Origin of the sequence: Salinibacterium sp. G-O1 (genome assembly GCF_030063305.1) — a bacterium.
Lineage (GTDB): Bacteria > Actinomycetota > Actinomycetes > Actinomycetales > Microbacteriaceae > Rhodoglobus.
The window spans coordinates 149,809-166,469 of record NZ_JASISV010000004.1; the positions used below are offsets into that span (position 1 = coordinate 149,809).

The following is a 16,661-nucleotide window of genomic DNA, read 5'->3' on the forward strand; positions in this document are numbered from 1 at the left end:
AATCCTTGCGTGGCAACTCCGAAGCAGCAGCGCATCAATCCAGCATCCGTCCCCGCTCCTCGCCCCAAGGCGGGCAAGAGTGGTCGCCCGGGTGGTCGCCCTCCCGGGGTCGCCAAGGTGAAGAAGGCGACGACCCGTGACTGGATCGGCGGAGCCAGGCTGCAGACCCTGCCGCTGGCCATCGCGCCGGTAGCGCTGGGCACGGCGGCCGCATACGTGCTGCCGCACGGGGATGCTGGCCCCGGCTGGCACTGGCTGCGCGCGGCCCTCTGCCTCATCGTGGCACTGAGCCTGCAGATCGGCGTGAACTTCGCCAACGACTACTCCGACGGCATCCGCGGCACCGACAAGCACCGCGTCGGCCCGCGCAGGCTCACCGGATCCGGAGCCGCGAAGCCCCGGACCGTGCTCACGGTCGCCTTGGTGTTCTTCGCGATCGCCGCGCTCGCCGGTCTCGTGATCGTGATCCGCACCGAGTACTGGTGGCTTCTCGCGGTGGGCGCTGTCGCGATCGTCGCGGCCTACTTCTACACTGGCGGCAAGCGTCCATACGGCTACGCGGGTCTCGGCGAACTGTTCGTCTTCATCTTCTTCGGTCTGGTGGCCACCGCGGGAACCACGTTCGCCCTCGCGGGCACCGTGACGCTGGAGAGCTGGCTGTCGGCGATCGCGATAGGGCTGATCGCCACAGCCGTGCTGATGGTGAACAACATCCGTGACATCCAGCAGGACAAGCTGGCAGGCAAGCGCACCCTCGCCGTGCGCATCGGGGACCTGCCGTCTCGCATCGTCTTCGGTGTGATGCTGCTCGCGCCGTTCGGCATCCTGTCGTTCTTCACGCTCTTCTACGAGAACGCGTACCTGGTTTACTTCGCGCTGCTTGCTGCGATCCCCGCGGTGGGAATCACGATCAGCGCCAAGACCCCGGGCGAGCTCATCATCGCGCTGCGGCTGAGCGCGATCGTAGCCCTTGTGTACGGCCTCGGCCTCGGCTGGGCGATCGCCTTCTAGCCGCGGGGCGGCTCCGTCCGCCCCCTCCCGCCGCGCCCTCCCCGCGCCCCCGCGCCCTCCGAACGTTCCGAAATGACGGATCCGAACCCGTTTTGAGTCCAAAAAGGCCCTAATTCGGGGTCTGGATGCCCGCGACTCCGTCATTTCGGAAGGGATGCGGCGGCCGCCGCGGCAAGCGGCGGCAAGCCTCGGCTCCTTCCCCGCGCCCTCCGAATCTTCCGAAATGACGGATCCGACCCCGTTTTGAGTCCAAAAAGGCCCGAATTCGGGGTCTGGATGCCCGCGACTCCGTCATTTCGGAAGTTGGGGGATGGATGCGGCGGGTGCGGCCCGAGTGGGCGGCACGGCCCAAGAGGGCCGGCACAGCCCGAGAGACCGCGGGGCCGCGCGCTAGAGGTCTTCGGCTACCGCGTCGGCGTCGACGGCCGGGCGGGAACGGCGCGCGACGATGTCGAGCGCAACCGCATCCCGCAGTTTGCCGAAGAAAAGGTAGCTGGCGCAGAAGCTGACCACGGCCGCAATGACGGCACACAGCCACGGCACGATGCCTGCGAGAAGCAGCGCGACGAAGATCACAGCGAACAAACCGATGCGCACGAGGCTGTAGGCGACCCAGGGTTTCACCCTCACAGTGTATGCACGCAGGCTGGGCGCAGCTTGCAAGCCTAGAATCGTTGTATGTCTCGTCTGCTCGTCATCGCGCCACTGATCGTCCTTGCCCTGGACGTGTTCGCGATCGTCGACCTCATCCTCATCGAGCAGCGGCGCGTCAGGGCGATGCCGAAGGTCGTGTGGGTCATCGTGATCGTGCTGCTTCCGATCATCGGAGCCGTGCTGTGGTTCTTCCTCGGCAGGGAGAGCGCCACCGGCGGCAGCGGCCAGCGGCGCACGGTCGCCCCCGACGATGACCCGTCGTTCCTGAGGAACATCCGCAGGGATGAGGAACAGGATGAGCGCATCCGTCGCCTTGAGCAGGAGCTCGCAGACCTCGACGATGACCCGCCCAAAGACTGACTCCCCGGCGACAGATTTCGCGGTCGCCCTTCTCGATGAGTTCGTTCGTCTCGGCGTTCGCGATGTGGTGCTCGGCCCAGGGTCGCGCTCGCAGGCGCTCGCCCTCGCTGCCGCCGAATTCGACCGTCTCGGGATGCTGCGCCTCAGGGTGCGCATAGACGAGAGGGTCGGCGGCTTCCTCGCGCTCGGCATCGCGATCGAGACCCGCACGCCGGTGCTGCTGGTCACCACCTCCGGTACGGCCGTCGCGAACCTGCATCCTGCTGTGCTGGAGGCCCATCACTCCGGCGTTCCGCTCATCGTGCTCAGCGGGGACCGTCCGGACGAGCTGCGCGGCATCGGCTCCAACCAGACCACTGAGCAGCCCGGCATTTTTGGTGCCGCCGTGACGCGCACCTGGGACGTGGGCGCGCCCATCGGTGAGCCCGGCGAGCAGGATGCCGCAGCTCAGCTCGCACGTGATGCCTTCGCCGCGGCATCCGGCCCCGTGCATCTCAACCTTTCGTTCGCCGAACCGCTCTCGGCCCCGCTAATGCTCGAGGCCCCCGCCGTGGAGCCCGCGGAGGAGGACTCGACGCCGGAAGTGCACCCTGGCCCCGCCGCCCTGGAACTGAGGTGCCTGCCCGGCACTGTCGTGGTCGCGGGCACGGGCGCGGGGGAGCGCGCAGAGGAGGTCGCGCGCGAGCTCGGAGCTCCGCTCATCGCCGAGGTCGCCAGCGGTGCGCACTTCGGCCCCAACCTGGTGGTTGCCTACCGCGAGCTGCTGGATACCGGCAACTTCGGTGACCGGGTCGCGCGGGTGATCGTGTTTGGTCATCCGACGCTGAGCCGCGAGGTGCCCGCCCTGATCCAGCGGCGCGGGGTCGAGACGATCGTCGTCCGCAACTCGTCTGCCGACGACTACAACCCCGGCCACCGGGTCTCCACCTTCGCCGACGCGGTGACCGTGACCGGCGACCCGAGCGCTGACCGCGCGTGGGTCGGCCGCTGGGTGAGCGCCTCCCGCGCCCTGATCCAGCCGGTGGACGCAGCTCCGGATGCCACGGCAGACCCGGCCACGCATGCCAAAGCCGAACTCGCCGCCGTGCGCGCACCCGTCACACGCCGCTCGCTGGTTGAGGCCGTCTGGCGAGCCACCTGGCCGCACGACCGGCTCGTTCTCGGAGCATCCAGGCTCATCCGTGAGGTGGATCGCGTCGCGACCGGCAAGAAGATTTCGGTGCACGCCAACCGTGGTCTCGCGGGCATCGACGGCACCATCTCCACGGCGCTGGGGATCGCGCTGTCGAGCCAGCCGGCCTCCGCGGGAACAACGAGGGTGCTGCTCGGCGACCTGGCTCTGCTGCACGATGCCGGCGCGCTGCTGTTCGGCGTCGGTGAGGAACGTCCCCGCATCCAGGTGATCGTCGGCAACGACAACGGCGGAACGATCTTCGACGGGCTCGAGGTGGCCAGAAGCGCGGGCGCCAACTTCGACAGGGTGCTGTTGACGCCCCAGCAGGTGGTGATCGAGCAGCTCGCCGCGGCGTACGGCTGGTCGTACTTGCGCGTCGACACCAGGGGCCAGCTCGACCAGGCGCTGACGGCATCCACCGGGCAGACCATCATCGAAGTGCCCCTCGCCCGCTAACGTGCGTCAGCGCTAGCGTGAGGGGATGAGCCACCTCTTTCCTGTCGCCGCCGGTTTCGACCTCTCCGAGATCGACCCATCATCCACACCGGGTTTCTCCGGCGATAAGAAGGATGCCGAGCGCGAGCTCGCGTCGCACGGCTCCACGCTCGCCGCCCTGCAGGAGCGGCTCTACGCCGAGAGCAAGTTCGGCGGAACGCGCAATGTGCTGCTCGTTCTGCAGGCGATGGACACCGCAGGCAAGGGCGGCATCGTGCGGCACGTCATCGGCGAGACCGATCCGCAGGGCATCCACCTGTTCGCGTTTAAGGCGCCCACCGAGGAGGAGAAGTCGCACGATTTCCTGTGGCGCATTCGCAAACAACTGCCAGCGGCCGGGAAGATCGGCGTTTTCGACCGCTCCCACTATGAGGACGTGCTGATCCACCGGGTGCGCGGGTTCTCGACTCCCGAGGTGATCGAGGAGCGTTACGGCATCATCAACGAGTTTGAGCGGGAGCTCGCCGAGTCGGGCACGACCATCATCAAGGTGATGCTTCACATCAGCGCCGACGAGCAGAAGGAACGTCTGCAGGAGCGACTCGACCGGCCAGACAAGCACTGGAAGTACAACCCCGGTGACGTCGACGAGCGACTCAAGTGGGCCGCCTACCAGGAGGCGTACCAGGTCGCCCTCACCCGCACCTCGACAGTGGATGCGCCGTGGTACGTGATCCCGGCAGACCACAAGTGGTACGCCCGCTGGGCCGTGCAGCAGCTGCTGCTCGAGGCGCTTGAGCGCATCGACCCGCAGTGGCCGCCCGTGGACTATGACATCGAGGTCGAGAAGGTGCGGCTGGCCGAGAGTTAGATCGACGCGGCGCGGAAGGCGTCGACCACCGGGCGGAACTTGAGGCCGGTCTCAGCGAGCTCCCCGTTCGGATCCGACTCCGCCACGATGCCGGCCCCGGCGTATGCCGTCACGGTGCGCGAGCCGCCCTGGGTCGGGGAGATCTGCGCACACCGCAGGGCGATGGCCCACTCCCCGTCACCGTTCGCGTCAACCCAGCCGACCGGTCCCGCGTAACGACCGCGGTCGAACGGCTCCAGCCCGGCGATCAGCGACAGCGCGGCATCCGTCGGGTCTCCGGCGACGGCCGCGGTGGGATGCATCGCGGCGACGAGATCGAGCGCGCTCGAACCGTCGGTGAGCGCGCCGGTCACATCGCTCGCCAAGTGCCAGATGTTGCGCAGCTGCAGCGGGAACGGCCGCGAGTTCGCGACCAGCGAGGAGCTGCGCGGGCCGAGCGAGTCGAGCACGCTCTGCAATGCGAAGGCGTGCTCGGCGAGATCCTTGGGGGATTCGGCCAGAGCGGCGGCGGCGCGAGCGTCACTCGTGGGGTCTGGCCCTCTGGCCGCGCTGCCGGCCAGTACGCGCGCACTCACGACTCCGCCTCGCGCCCTGACGAGAGTCTCGGGGCTCGAGCCGATCAGCCCGTCCACCGCGAACGTGAAGGTGTCTGGGTAGGCGGCGGCGAGGGCGCCGATCGGCAGGCGGAGGTCTGCGTCATCCGGAATCTGGGCAATCAGGTCGCGGGCGACCACGACCTTGCGGGCGGCACCCGAGGTGATCGACCGCACGGTGGAGTCGACGGCGGAAAGGTAGCCAGCCTCCGTCATGAGCGCCGGTGAGAAGCTCGACGGGAAAGGTTCGCCGATCGGGCGGGGATCGGGGATCACGGAGTCCCCGCCGCCGATGCGGGTCACCCAGGACAGCGTGCCGTGACGTCCGACGATCATCGACGGAACCACGAGCACGCTGGTGCAGTCGGACTCGTCGGCGAACGCGAAGCTGCCGAAGGCCACCAGGCCGGTGCCGGCGCAGGCGACCGGGTCGGTCACGGTCGCGGCGGCGGCGATCGCACGCCAGACTTCCGCGGCATCCTGAAGCCGGGAGGGTCCTGAGAATTCGAGCCGTAGGGCGACCCCGAGGCCGACGATGCCGTCGCCGTTGCGGATGAAGGCGAGAGGATCGTGCGCATCGGGGAGCCCGATAAGTGGCGGGGATGCACGCAGCGCTGTGGTGACGGCCGTCAGCGGCGGGAAAGCTCGCGGGCCGTTCACGCTATCGAGCTTACCCTCGGCTCCGAAGACTTCCTGTGGACAACAACCGTAGACTTATCCTGTGAGTAAAGCGGACATGACAAAGCAGCCTGGCGAGGTCTCGAGCATGTTCGACGATGTAGCCAAGCGCTATGACCGAACCAACAACGTGCTCTCAGCAGGCAACGCCGTTCTGTGGCGAGCCGCGACGGTGCGTGCCGTGGCGCCGGCCGCTGGTGAGCGCATCCTCGACATCGCCGCGGGAACCGGCACGAGTTCAGCGGCGCTGCAGCGCAGGGGCGCCCGCGTAGTGGCCGTCGACTTCTCGCCGGGCATGGTCGCCGAGGGGCGTCGCAAGCACAACAACATCGAGTTCATCGTGGCCGACGCAGAGGCATTGCCGTTCGGTGACGACGAGTTCGATGCGGTCACGATCAGCTTCGGCCTGCGCAACATCTCAGACCCCAAGCTCGCGCTCAGCGAAATGTACCGGGTGCTGAAGCCCGGCGGGAGGCTCGTCATTTGCGAGTTCTCCAAGCCTCCGGTCGCCATCGTGCGTGAGAGCTACTGGGCGTACCTCAGTCACGTCATGCCGCTCGTGGCCAGGGGAACGAGCTCGAACCCGGCCGCGTATTCGTACCTGGCTGAGTCGATCAAGGAATGGCCAGACCAGAGCGAACTCAGCCAGTGGATCCGCGGAGCCGGTTTCACCAGGGTCGCGTACCGCAACCTGACCGCCGGAGTCGTCGCCCTTCACCGCGGACACAAGCCGATGGATGCCGCGGTGCTGGCCTCCATCGCGAAGCGCAAAGACAACGCCACACGCCCCATCAAGATCGTCAAGCCTGCCTCATCCGAGACCCCGAAGCAGTAGCTTCCCCAACCGAGAACCGGTCGAGAACGTGAAACCGAGCCTGCCGCTCGCTCGTCGCAGCAACACCCTGAGCTCTTCGCTCGGGCTGGGCGAGAAGCTGTTCGCCTCCAGCGACGAGAAAAAGTTCGCGATAGCGATCGAGAAGGGCCTCGATCAGGTCGAAGCTGGCCTTCTCGGTGAGGTGCAGTTCGCCGACGAAATTGCGGATGTCACCACCCGATACCTACTGGAGGCCGGCGGAAAGCGGGTGCGTCCGGTGCTCACTCTGCTCGCCGCGCAACTGGGCACCGGCAACAACGACAACGTGATTAAGGCGGCGCAGGCCGTCGAGATCACCCACCTCGCATCCCTCTACCACGACGACGTCATGGACGAAGCGCAGATGCGTCGCGGGGTTCCGAGCGCCCAGTCGGTGTGGGGCAACTCGGTGGCGATCCTCACCGGCGACCTGCTCTTCGCGCGCGCCAGCAAGCTGGTCGCTGGCCTCGGCGAGCGTGCACTCATTCTGCAGGCCAACACGTTCGAGCGGCTGTGCCTCGGCCAGCTGCACGAAACGCTCGGCCCACGCCCTGGCGAAGATCCGGTCGAGCATTATCTGCAGGTGCTGGCCGACAAGACCGGATCGCTGATCGCAACGGCCGCCGAGATCGGCGTGCTGTTCTCCGAGGCATCCGAAGACTACATAGTGCCGGTGCGCACCTTCGGTGAGAAGATCGGCGTCGCCTTCCAGCTCGTCGACGACATCATCGACATGTCAGCCGAGACCGACGTCACGGGAAAGTCCGCTGGCACCGACCTCCGTGCAGGGGTGTCGACCCTTCCCCTGCTGTACCTGCGCGAGCAGGCGAGAACGGATCAGGATGCCGCTGATCTGCTCACCCGCATCGAGCGTGACGTCAACGCGGCCTTCTATGGTGAAGCCGACGAGGCCGACCTTGCCGCGGCCGTTGCGGAGCTGCGGGAGCACCCGGTCACCGCGCGCACCCTCGACGAGGCGCGGCGCTGGGCAGCGGATGCCGTCGCCGCGCTCGCCCCACTGCCGGAGGGCCCCGTCAAGAAGGCCCTCACGCGATTCGCGGAATCCATAGTCGAGCGCTCGAACTAGTCTTCCGGTGGCAGTTTCTGCCGCCCCAAGTGAACGGAACACAACCATGACCAAGCTTCGCCTGGCCATTGTCGGCGCTGGACCTGCCGGTATCTATGCAGCAGACATCCTCCTCAAGACCGAGAGGAAGTTCGATGTCTCGATCGACCTGTTCGAGCAGCTTCCGGCCCCGTACGGCCTGGTCCGTTACGGTGTCGCGCCCGACCATCCCCGCATCAAGGGCATCATCACGGCGCTGAAGGACGTGCTCGACTCCGGTTCCATCCGCCTCTTCGGCAACGTCTACTTCGGGCGAGACATCACTCTGAGCGACCTGAAGAAGCACTACAACGCCGTCATCTTCTCGACCGGTGCGATCCGGGATGCCCCTCTGGTCATTCCCGGAGTCGATCTGCCCGGCAGCTACGGCGCCGCCGACTTCGTGAGCTGGTACGACGGCCACCCGGACGTGCCGCGCGAGTGGCCGCTCGAGGCGGCATCCGTCGCCGTTGTTGGCAATGGCAACGTGGCGCTGGATGTGGCCCGCATGCTCGCGAAGCACGCCGATGACCTGCTGCCGACCGAGATTCCCGCCAACGTCTACGAGGGGCTGAAAGCCTCCCCGGTCACCGACGTGCACGTGTTCGGCCGCCGCGGCCCCGCGCAGGTCAAGTTCTCGCCGCTGGAATTGCGCGAGATGGGCGAGCTCAATGACGTCGACATGATCGTCTACGACGAAGATTTCGACTATGACGAGGCATCGAAGGCGGCGATCGCCAGCAACAAGCAGGTGATGGTCATCGACAGGGTGCTGAACCAGTGGCGCACGCGCGAGACCGGTTCGGCCTCACGACGCCTTCACCTGCACTTCTACGCCAACCCTGTGGAGTTCACCGGCGAGAGCTTCAGGTACGAGCGCACCCGGCCAGACGGCGAGGGTGGGGTTGTCGGCACCGGCGAGTTCCGGGAAGTTCCGGCTCAGGCTCTTTACCGCGCGGTCGGATATTTCGGTTCGCCGCTGGACGGCATCCCGTTCGACGACAAGCGCGGTGTCATCCCGAACCGCGAAGGCCAGGTTCTCGACGACAACGACCAGCAGGTCCATGGCGTGTACGCGACAGGCTGGATCAAGCGCGGGCCGGTCGGTCTCATCGGTCACACCAAGAGCGACGCGATGGAGACCGTCAAGCACGTGGTGAACGACCAGGCGAACTGGTGGTCACCGGAACATCCCGAAGAGAGCGCGATCGTCGAACTGCTCGAGAGCCGCGGCGTCGAATTCACCAACCTCGATGGCTGGCACAACCTCGACTCACATGAGCTGAAGCTCGGTGAGCCCGCCGGTCGCGTCAGGATCAAGGTCGTCGAGCGCGACGAGATGATTGCTGTCTCGAACAAGCACTGAGGCGGATGGCGGCTACTGCACTGCTCAGCGGCTTTTCGAATCACCCATCGCCTGGGAAAGTTCTGCTGCCGCATTCCGCACGTAGTTTCCCAGGATCTCGAGACGATCGCCGATGCGAGACTTTGGTGCACTCACATTGATCGCGGCCACAATGCGACCCGTGAAGTCGGTGACGGGTGCTGATGCACCGACGACACCGCTCTCTAATTCCTCATCGAGAGTCGCGTAGCCCCGCTCCCTGATCCGCTCTACCTCGGTGAGCAGTGATTCGAAGTCGTGGATCCTCGCCTTGCCCTCGGGCGGGGTGTCGAGCACTACGAAACCTGCGGCAGACATTGCCGGATCGAGCGGCCCGACGATCGGCCGGTCGTGTCCGTGCTCGGCATACCAGGAGCGAAGCGACTCGCGGTCCCAATCGCTGATGAGCACTCTTCCCGACGGGGTCCGCCACGCCGCGGTCGTGACACCCTCCCAACCGGTCGATCGAAATTCATGCGGACTCAGCGCGCTCAACACCGTCAGCACATTCCCACCACGCAGTACACACAGGTGAGTCGTCTCGCGAGTGGAATGAGCAATCCGGTGGATCAGCGGGCGGGCACGTGCTGCGAGAGTCGCCTCCGAGGAGCGGGCAGCCAGCGCAAAGATGCGGCTGCCGAGTCGATAATTTAGGGTCAGCGGATCGCGATCCACGAGGCCCGCGTCGGCCAGGGTCGCCAATGAGCGTGACACCACCGTCTTGTCGCGTCCAATGAGCTGGGCAACTCTCACCACTCCGAGACCGTCTGACTCCATGGCTTCCGCGCTGCCAAGAATCTCGATGATCTCGATGTCCCGAGTTAGTCCCGATGAATTTCGACGCCCGGCCAACGATCCTGATTGTTCTTCGACGCTAATGGAGGGAATTGGCATGGCTTGATGATTCACCCTAATTGCCATATACGCAACACCTATTGGCGAATTGACATCAGCCCCGTATCGTAAAAACGGTCCGAACGTCGGATCCATCTCAACGAAGAGAGGAGCAGAGCTACATGACTGAATTCAGTTTCGAATCTCTCATCATCTTTCTGAACCGGCGCTGGGATGACATTTTTGCTCTCATCGGCGAGCACATCGCCGTAGTAGCGATCTCCCTGGCCATCGCGCTTGTCGTCGGCGTCGGCATCGGGCTCCTCGTCTGGGACAAGCCCATCAGCCGATCTATTGCCATCACTTCAGCAGGCGTGGCGATCACCATCCCGTCGCTTGCACTGCTCGCGCTGCTCAGCCCCCTCCTGGGCCTCGGCTGGGGGCCGACCGTGGTGGCTTTGGTGTTTTACTCGCTGCTGCCGATCGTCAGGAACACCGTCGTCGGTTTGCGCGAAGTGCCGCCACACATGATCGAGTCAGCCTCGGGAATGGGAATGACGCCGGCCCGTGTGCTGCTGCGCATCCAACTGCCGATCGCATGGCCGATCATCCTGACCGGCACGCGTGTCGCCGCGCAACTCACGATCGGTATCGCCGCGATTGCCGCCTACGTCGCCGGTCCCGGGCTCGGTGCTTATATCTTCAAAGGCCTCTCGTCCCTGGGGTCGAAGAACGCACTCAACTTCGCGCTCACCGGCACCGTCGCCGTCGTGCTGCTGGCACTGCTTGTTGACGGACTGTTTGTACTTATCACTCGCTACTCGACATCAAGGGGTCTTCGTGCCTGAACTCATCGATTCCGGATTCCTCTCAACAATCTCCGGGCACAAAGGTGGCGTCGCCATCGAGCTCGACAACGTTTCGAAGGTCTACCCCGGCCAGGATCATCCAGCCGTCGACAGCTTCTCGATGAAAATCGAGCCGGGCGAACTGGTCATGTTCGTTGGGCCCAGCGGTTGCGGCAAGACCACGACCATGAAGATGATCAATCGCATCATCGAGCCGAGCAGCGGAGCGATCCGAATCGACGGCCAGGACATCCTGTCGCTGGACCCGAACCAACTCCGCCGGCACATCGGCTATGTCATCCAGCAGATCGGTCTCTTCCCTCACCTCACGATCGCGGAAAACATCGGAACGGTGCCCAAGCTCCTCGGGTGGTCGAAGAGCAGGATCGCCGAGCGAGTCGACGAGTTGCTCAACACGGTGCAACTCGATCCAGGGCAGTTCGCCCACCGCTATCCCAAGCAGTTGTCGGGTGGTCAGCAACAGCGTGCCGGGGTTGCTCGCGCCCTTGCGGCAGACCCGCCGGTGATGTTGATGGATGAGCCTTTCGGCGCGACGGACCCCATCACCCGTGAGCGCCTCCAGGCGGAGTTCCTCCGGTTGCAGGCATCCATCGGAAAGACGATTATCTTCGTTACCCACGACTTCGACGAGGCGGTCAAGTTGGGCGACCGAATCGCTGTGCTCGGGGATCGCAGCCGTATCGAGCAATTCGACACACCAGCGAATATCCTCGCCAATCCCGCCAACGACTACGTCGCATCCTTCATCGGACATGGAGCCGCCCTCAAGAGGCTCGGGTTGCTGCCCGTCTCGGTCGCCCACCTCACCCCGACCTCTGGGGCCGAGCTTGCCGCTGGCGTTCCCCACATCCGCAGCACTGAATCGCTTCGCGACGCGCTGGACATGCTGATGCTGACCGGCGCTGACTCGATCGCGGTCATCGACGAGAACAGAACGGTGAAGGGCAACATCACGAGTGCCGCCATCTCGGCAGCTCTCAGCACTCGCTCGGCTGATCTCGCGGGCACGGTCTGACATGGCCCGCATCGTCACGACCGAGACAGAGGCGATCGCCGTGCGATCCACGGCGCCGGCAGTGCGCACCCGACGCGTGATTCGCGTCGTCCGGCGTTTCGCTGCACCCATCGTCGTTGTCGTGCTGTGCTTGGTCGTGTTCCTCTGGCTCAGCGCCACCCCTCTGGACTCGATCGAGCAGCGCACCCTGAACCCTGACTACATCATCGCGAAGGTCCGCGAGCATCTCGTGCTCAGCGTCGCGGCCGCGGCGTTGGTGGCGCTGCTGGCCATCCCCGCCGGCATTCTGGTGTACCGATCGAGTTCGAGGGTCTTCCACGCGATCGTCTTCGGGCTGGCGAACGTTGGCCAGGCCACTCCGGCGGTCGGCGTGGTCATCCTGCTCGCGATTGTGTGGCAGACCGGATTCACGACCGCGCTGGTTGCGCTTGTTGCGTATTCCTTCCTGCCGGTGCTTCGAAACACCCTGACGGGGTTGGAGCAGGTCGATGCCGGTGTGCGCGAATCAGCGCGGGGGATGGGGATGACTCCCAACCAGGTGCTTCGGCGCATCGAGCTTCCCCTCGCCTCTCCCGTCATCCTCGCAGGGCTGCGCACGTCGCTGGTGTTCGCCGTTGGAGTCGCCACCATCGCGACGTTTATCAACGCGGGTGGGCTGGGCGACATGATCATCAACGGTCTGAAACTGCAGAGATTCCCCGTCTTGTTCGTCGGAGCCCTTCTGGTTGCCTGCATCGCCGTGCTCATCGACTGGGTCGCCTCCCTGGTCGAGGAAGCGGTCAAGCCTCGCGGGCTCTAGCCGGCCCCCAACTTTCGTTCGTCAACGCCATCACCATGTCCAAATTCACCAACAATCACCTGAAGGAATAGCAATGAATACACGCATCATCGCCGGCACTGCCGCGGTGCTCATCGCAGCCACGACGCTTGCCGGCTGTGCGACCTCCGGCGGCAGCACCGCCGGTAGCGAGAGCGACGAACTCGCTGGCCTCACCGGAGAGATCGGGTCGAAGGACTTTTCAGAGCAGTACATCCTCGCCTACATCACCGCCGGAATCCTCAACGCCAACGGCGCAGACGTGAAGGCGAACACCAAGCTCGTCGGGTCTGCGAACGTACGACAGGCGCTCGAAAACGACGACTTCCTCGGGTACTGGGAGTACACCGGCACGTCATGGATCACGTACAACGGAAACACTGCACCGGTCAAGGGGGCTGAAGCCCAGTTCGACGCTGTGAAGGAGGCTGACGCCTCCAACGGCATCGCCTGGCTGGACCCCGCGCCCCTCAACAACACGTACGCCTTCGCAGTGCGCAGCTCCGAGGCCGAGAAGCTTGGCGTCACCTCACTGAGCGACATTGCAAAGCTGCCGGTCGAAGACCAGACCTTCTGCATCGAGAGCGAATTCTCGACGCGGGACGATGGATGGCCGGGACTCAAGGCGGCGTACGGCATTGACGTGCCCGACTCGAACGTCACGCTCCTCGATACCGGCGTGATCTACACGGCGACGCAGAAGGGCGCTGACTGCAACTTCGGCGAGGTGTTCCAGACTGACGGTCGCATCCCCGCCCTCGACCTGGTGGTGATGGACGACGACCTCGAGTTCTTCCCCGTCTACCAGGGCGGTCTCACACTGAAGACCACGACCCTCGACAAGTACCCGGCGATCGCGGACGTCATGGCGAAGATCTCTCCCAAGCTCACGACCGACGTAATGCAGAAGCTCAACGCCCAGGTGGACGTCGACGGTGAAGACCCTGAGGATGTCGCACAGCAGTGGCTCGAAGACGAAGGTCTCATCTAATGACGGAGGCCTTCGTCGCCTCGGCGCCGCAGATCGGCGAATGCTTCGTCGGAACCGGAGTGAATGCCGCGCACATCAACACCGTGCTCGGCCATCGCTCCGGCCCGGCGGGCACCGCCTGGGCCACCGCCCTGGCAACTCCTAGCGCCGGACACGTACCGTTCGTCGCAGTGTTGCGACCATCATTGCCCGTCAAGCCGCTGACGTTGTTCGTCACGAAGGCGGCCCCGGCAAGCGATGATCACGGGCTGCTGATCTGGGGTCCAGCGCAGGCCGGTGTCGCTGCCGGAGTGGCGGATGCCGTGGCTGCTGGCACGATCTCCGCCGAGGAGGCAGACAGCCACGCTCTGATCGCCGCTGTTTGGGTGAACCCTTCGGCAGACAACGCCGACGAGGTGTACCGCAACAACAGAGAGGCGATCCGCACCGCCCTCGCGAACGGGGCCGCGCGGCTGCCCCACCTCGACGAGGTGCTGGCAGCCCGGCATTCCCCGAGCAATCCCTTTTACACTCCATCGGCCGACGTGGCCGAGTCACAACAAGAAAGCTAACCATCATGGCCACCGCCACCACCCCCACGATCGGCTTCATCGGACTGGGCAATATGGGATCAGGGATGACCCGCAACCTGCAGGCCTCGGGCTTCCCCCTGGTCGTTACCGACATCCGCCGCGAATCTGCGGACCACGTTATTGCCGGTGGAGCAGTCTGGGCCGACAGTGCCGCTGACGTCGCGGCGGCCAGCGACATCGTTATCACGATGTTGCCCACGCCGCGCCACGTCGACGAGGTCGTGAACGGTGAGCGTGGCATCCTCGCTGGAATCGCCAACGGCGGAACCTGGATCGACATGTCGACGTCAGTGCCCGAAGTTGCGGCCAGGGTTCGCGAGGTGGAGGCCGCTCGCGGACTGCACATTCTCGACGCTCCCGTGAGCGGAATGAGTGTGGGCGCTGCGTCGGGAATGCTGCAGATCTTCGTGGGCGGCGACGCCGACGACGTGCTGCGGGTACGGCCGGTGCTGGAGGCGATGGGAGATCCCGAGCGCATCCTGCACGTCGGTGGCCATGGTGCAGGCTATGCGGTCAAGCTCATGATCAACCAGCTCTGGTTCTCTCACCTCGTCGCGACGGCAGAAGTGCTCGCGGTCGGCGCAAAGGCGGGAGTGGATCTGGCGGTATTGCGAGACTCCCTGATCGCCAGCCCCGCCAACAGCACTTTCGTCGAACGTGATGTGCTGTCTATCCTCGAGCACGGTGACTATGACGAGGGCTTCGCGGTAGCGCTCGCCTGCAAGGATCTCGGGCTGTCGGCCGATCTCGCGGCGGCGGTCGGTGTCGATGCGCCACTCTCGGGCCTCGTGAAAGACCTTTATCAGACGGCCCGCGAGCGCTACGGCGACCGAGCTGGTGAGATGACACCGTTCGCCCTCTACGAGGATGCGATCGGGCATCAACTCCGGCTCTAATCGTCCGACCGAATCCCCGCACCTCCCCTCACATCGGAAGCCGACATCATGACCACTTCTCCTGTCACATCAGAACTCGAACGTTCGCTGATCGCCCGTGTTCCACACCAACTGCTGCTTGCAGACGGCTGGGTCGATTCTGCGGACGGCTCCACGTTCGACGTCATCGACCCGTCGAACGGCCAGGTGCTCGCCGCTGTGGCTGACGCTCGACCGGCCGACGGCGAGGCTGCACTCGCAGCCGCCCATGCCGCGCAGCCGGCGTGGGCGGCTACCGCGCCTCGCGAGCGTGCCGAAATCCTGCGTCGTGCCTTCGAACTCGTGACGGCGCGCAGCGACGACTTCGCTCTGCTCATGACGCTGGAGATGGGCAAGCCACTGGCTGAATCCCGCGGGGAGGTTGCCTACGGTGCTGAATTCCTGCGGTGGTTCAGCGAGGAGGCGCCGCGAATCTCGGGTCGATACTCCACCGCTCCTGACGGCAAGAACCGGCTGCTCGTGCTCAAGCGACCGGTCGGGCCGAGCCTCCTCATCACGCCCTGGAACTTTCCGCTCGCAATGGCGACCCGCAAGATTGCACCGGCCATCGCAGCAGGGTGCACGATGGTCTTGAAGCCCGCGGCTCTTACCCCGCTCACCGCTCTGCTTCTGGCCGAGACCCTGCGTGAGGCCGGGCTCCCCGACGGCGTGCTCAACGTGATCCCGACCTCCAGCGCCGGCGCCGTCACCGGCCCCCTCATCACCGATTCGCGGCTGCGAAAGCTGTCGTTTACGGGCTCGACTGAGGTTGGCCGTCGACTCATTGCGGATTCCGCCCACCAGGTGCTGAAGGTCTCGATGGAACTGGGCGGAAACGCGCCGTTCCTGGTGTTCGATGATGCTGATCTTGACAGTGCTGTCGACGGCGCGATCGCCGCGAAGATGCGCAATGGGGGCGAGGCGTGTGTCGCGGCGAACCGGTTCCTGGTGCAACGTGGAATCGCCGAGGCGTTCACCCAGGCGTTCACTGAGCGGATGGCTGCTGTGACGGTGGCACGAGGCACGGAACCCCATTCGACGATGGGTCCCCTCGTAGATGAGGCCACTCGCCAGAAGGTGGCGTCGCTCGTTCAGGGTGCAATCGAGGATGGCGCCACCGTCGCCCTCGGCGGACGGTCGCTCGACGGTGCCGGCTACTTCTATGAGCCCACAGTTCTCACCGACGTGCCCCATGGTGCGCGCATCCTGGGCGAAGAAATCTTCGGACCGGTGGCGCCCATCGTCGTCTTCGACACGGAGGAGGAGGCGATTGAACTCGCCAATGCGACCGAATACGGCCTGGTTGCTTTCGCCTTCACCCGTGACCTCAACCGTGGGCTGCGCCTCGCCGAGCAGATCGACTCAGGGATGTTCGGGCTGAATGCCGGTGTCGTCTCGAACCCTGCTGCGCCCTTCGGCGGAGTCAAGCAGTCTGGCCTTGGCCGCGAGGGAGGGTTCGAAGGAATCGACGAATACCTCGAGACCCGCTATATCGGCATCGCCGACCCATTCGCCGGCTGATCGGGCGAGG

At 65.2% G+C, this 16,661-nt stretch carries 17 protein-coding genes; 14 read left to right on the plus strand and 3 right to left on the minus strand.

Features of this window, described 5'->3' with window-relative positions; genetic code table 11:
* Window positions 1–9 precede the first annotated feature (9 nt).
* A complete protein-coding gene (locus tag QMG83_RS14150; RefSeq protein ID WP_283506054.1) occupies window positions 10–1,011 on the plus strand; it encodes a 1,4-dihydroxy-2-naphthoate polyprenyltransferase in 1,002 nt (333 codons plus the stop codon).
* A 390-nt stretch (window positions 1,012–1,401) separates the two neighbouring features.
* On the opposite strand, the gene QMG83_RS14155 is transcribed toward QMG83_RS14150, so the two are convergent.
* Window positions 1,402–1,635: a DUF4229 domain-containing protein gene (locus QMG83_RS14155; RefSeq protein ID WP_283506055.1), complete on the minus strand. Its 234-nt coding sequence runs from the start codon at window positions 1,633–1,635 to the stop codon at window positions 1,402–1,404.
* Window positions 1,636–1,689: 54 nt separating this feature from the next.
* Here QMG83_RS14155 and QMG83_RS14160 point away from each other — a divergent pair, with 54 nt between their 5' ends.
* Genes QMG83_RS14160 through QMG83_RS14170 form a run of 3 tightly spaced genes read left to right on the plus strand, consistent with a single transcriptional unit; the run spans window position 1,690 to window position 4,505 of the window.
* Window positions 1,690–2,025 carry a PLDc N-terminal domain-containing protein gene (locus QMG83_RS14160; protein WP_283506056.1) on the plus strand — a complete coding sequence of 112 codons (336 nt, stop codon included), beginning with the start codon at window positions 1,690–1,692 and terminating at the stop codon, window positions 2,023–2,025.
* The gene (menD, locus tag QMG83_RS14165; protein ID WP_283506057.1) at window positions 2,006–3,655 is read left to right on the plus strand and encodes a 2-succinyl-5-enolpyruvyl-6-hydroxy-3-cyclohexene-1-carboxylic-acid synthase; all 1,650 of its coding nucleotides are present in this window, start codon (window positions 2,006–2,008) and stop codon (window positions 3,653–3,655) included. The genes QMG83_RS14160 and menD overlap by 20 nt, the downstream gene beginning before the upstream one ends.
* Before the next feature lie 25 nt (window positions 3,656–3,680).
* Window positions 3,681–4,505, plus strand: coding sequence for a polyphosphate kinase 2 family protein (locus QMG83_RS14170; RefSeq protein WP_283506058.1), 825 nt, complete (start codon window positions 3,681–3,683; stop codon window positions 4,503–4,505).
* Here the strand turns inward: QMG83_RS14170 and QMG83_RS14175 are convergent.
* Window positions 4,502–5,758: an isochorismate synthase gene (locus QMG83_RS14175; RefSeq protein ID WP_349358091.1), complete on the minus strand. Its 1,257-nt coding sequence runs from the start codon at window positions 5,756–5,758 to the stop codon at window positions 4,502–4,504. The genes QMG83_RS14170 and QMG83_RS14175 overlap by 4 nt on opposite strands.
* 61 nt (window positions 5,759–5,819) lie before the next feature.
* Here QMG83_RS14175 and ubiE point away from each other — a divergent pair, with 61 nt between their 5' ends.
* From ubiE to QMG83_RS14190, 3 genes are read left to right on the plus strand one after another with little or no spacing between them, the layout of a single operon-like run.
* Complete coding sequence (gene ubiE, locus QMG83_RS14180) at window positions 5,820–6,611, plus strand: bifunctional demethylmenaquinone methyltransferase/2-methoxy-6-polyprenyl-1,4-benzoquinol methylase UbiE (protein WP_283506059.1); 792 nt, start codon at window positions 5,820–5,822, stop codon at window positions 6,609–6,611.
* Between the two features lie 28 nt (window positions 6,612–6,639).
* Entirely contained in the window at window positions 6,640–7,716 is a 1,077-nt protein-coding gene (locus QMG83_RS14185) for a polyprenyl synthetase family protein (protein WP_283506060.1), read from the plus strand.
* Between the two features lie 46 nt (window positions 7,717–7,762).
* On the plus strand, window positions 7,763–9,100 hold the full coding sequence (locus tag QMG83_RS14190; protein WP_283506061.1) for an FAD-dependent oxidoreductase: 1,338 nt from the start codon (window positions 7,763–7,765) through the stop codon (window positions 9,098–9,100).
* 24 nt (window positions 9,101–9,124) lie between these two features.
* Here QMG83_RS14190 and QMG83_RS14195 read toward each other — a convergent pair whose 3' ends face one another.
* Window positions 9,125–10,012, minus strand: a complete 888-nt coding sequence (locus QMG83_RS14195; RefSeq protein ID WP_283506062.1) for an IclR family transcriptional regulator — start codon at window positions 10,010–10,012, stop codon at window positions 9,125–9,127.
* Window positions 10,013–10,134: 122 nt separating this feature from the next.
* Between QMG83_RS14195 and QMG83_RS14200 the strand changes: the two genes are divergently transcribed.
* The 7 genes from QMG83_RS14200 to QMG83_RS14230 all read left to right on the plus strand — a co-directional run bounded on the left by QMG83_RS14200 (window position 10,135) and on the right by QMG83_RS14230 (window position 16,651).
* Window positions 10,135–10,800, plus strand: a complete 666-nt coding sequence (locus tag QMG83_RS14200; protein WP_283506063.1) for an ABC transporter permease — start codon at window positions 10,135–10,137, stop codon at window positions 10,798–10,800.
* Complete coding sequence (locus QMG83_RS14205) at window positions 10,793–11,836, plus strand: ABC transporter ATP-binding protein (RefSeq protein WP_283506064.1); 1,044 nt, start codon at window positions 10,793–10,795, stop codon at window positions 11,834–11,836. The genes QMG83_RS14200 and QMG83_RS14205 overlap by 8 nt, the downstream gene beginning before the upstream one ends.
* Before the next feature lies 1 nt (window position 11,837).
* Window positions 11,838–12,635 (plus strand): ABC transporter permease, encoded by a 798-nt coding sequence (locus tag QMG83_RS14210; protein ID WP_283506065.1) that lies wholly within the window; start codon window positions 11,838–11,840, stop codon window positions 12,633–12,635.
* 73 nt (window positions 12,636–12,708) lie between these two features.
* Complete coding sequence (locus tag QMG83_RS14215) at window positions 12,709–13,644, plus strand: glycine betaine ABC transporter substrate-binding protein (protein ID WP_283506066.1); 936 nt, start codon at window positions 12,709–12,711, stop codon at window positions 13,642–13,644.
* Window positions 13,644–14,195, plus strand: a complete 552-nt coding sequence (gene fae, locus QMG83_RS14220; RefSeq protein ID WP_283506067.1) for a formaldehyde-activating enzyme — start codon at window positions 13,644–13,646, stop codon at window positions 14,193–14,195. The genes QMG83_RS14215 and fae overlap by 1 nt, the downstream gene beginning before the upstream one ends.
* Window positions 14,196–14,200: 5 nt before the next feature.
* On the plus strand, window positions 14,201–15,112 hold the full coding sequence (locus tag QMG83_RS14225) for an NAD(P)-dependent oxidoreductase (protein ID WP_283506068.1): 912 nt from the start codon (window positions 14,201–14,203) through the stop codon (window positions 15,110–15,112).
* Between the two features lie 48 nt (window positions 15,113–15,160).
* Window positions 15,161–16,651 (plus strand): NAD-dependent succinate-semialdehyde dehydrogenase, encoded by a 1,491-nt coding sequence (locus tag QMG83_RS14230; RefSeq protein ID WP_283506069.1) that lies wholly within the window; start codon window positions 15,161–15,163, stop codon window positions 16,649–16,651.
* Window positions 16,652–16,661: the final 10 nt, after the last annotated feature.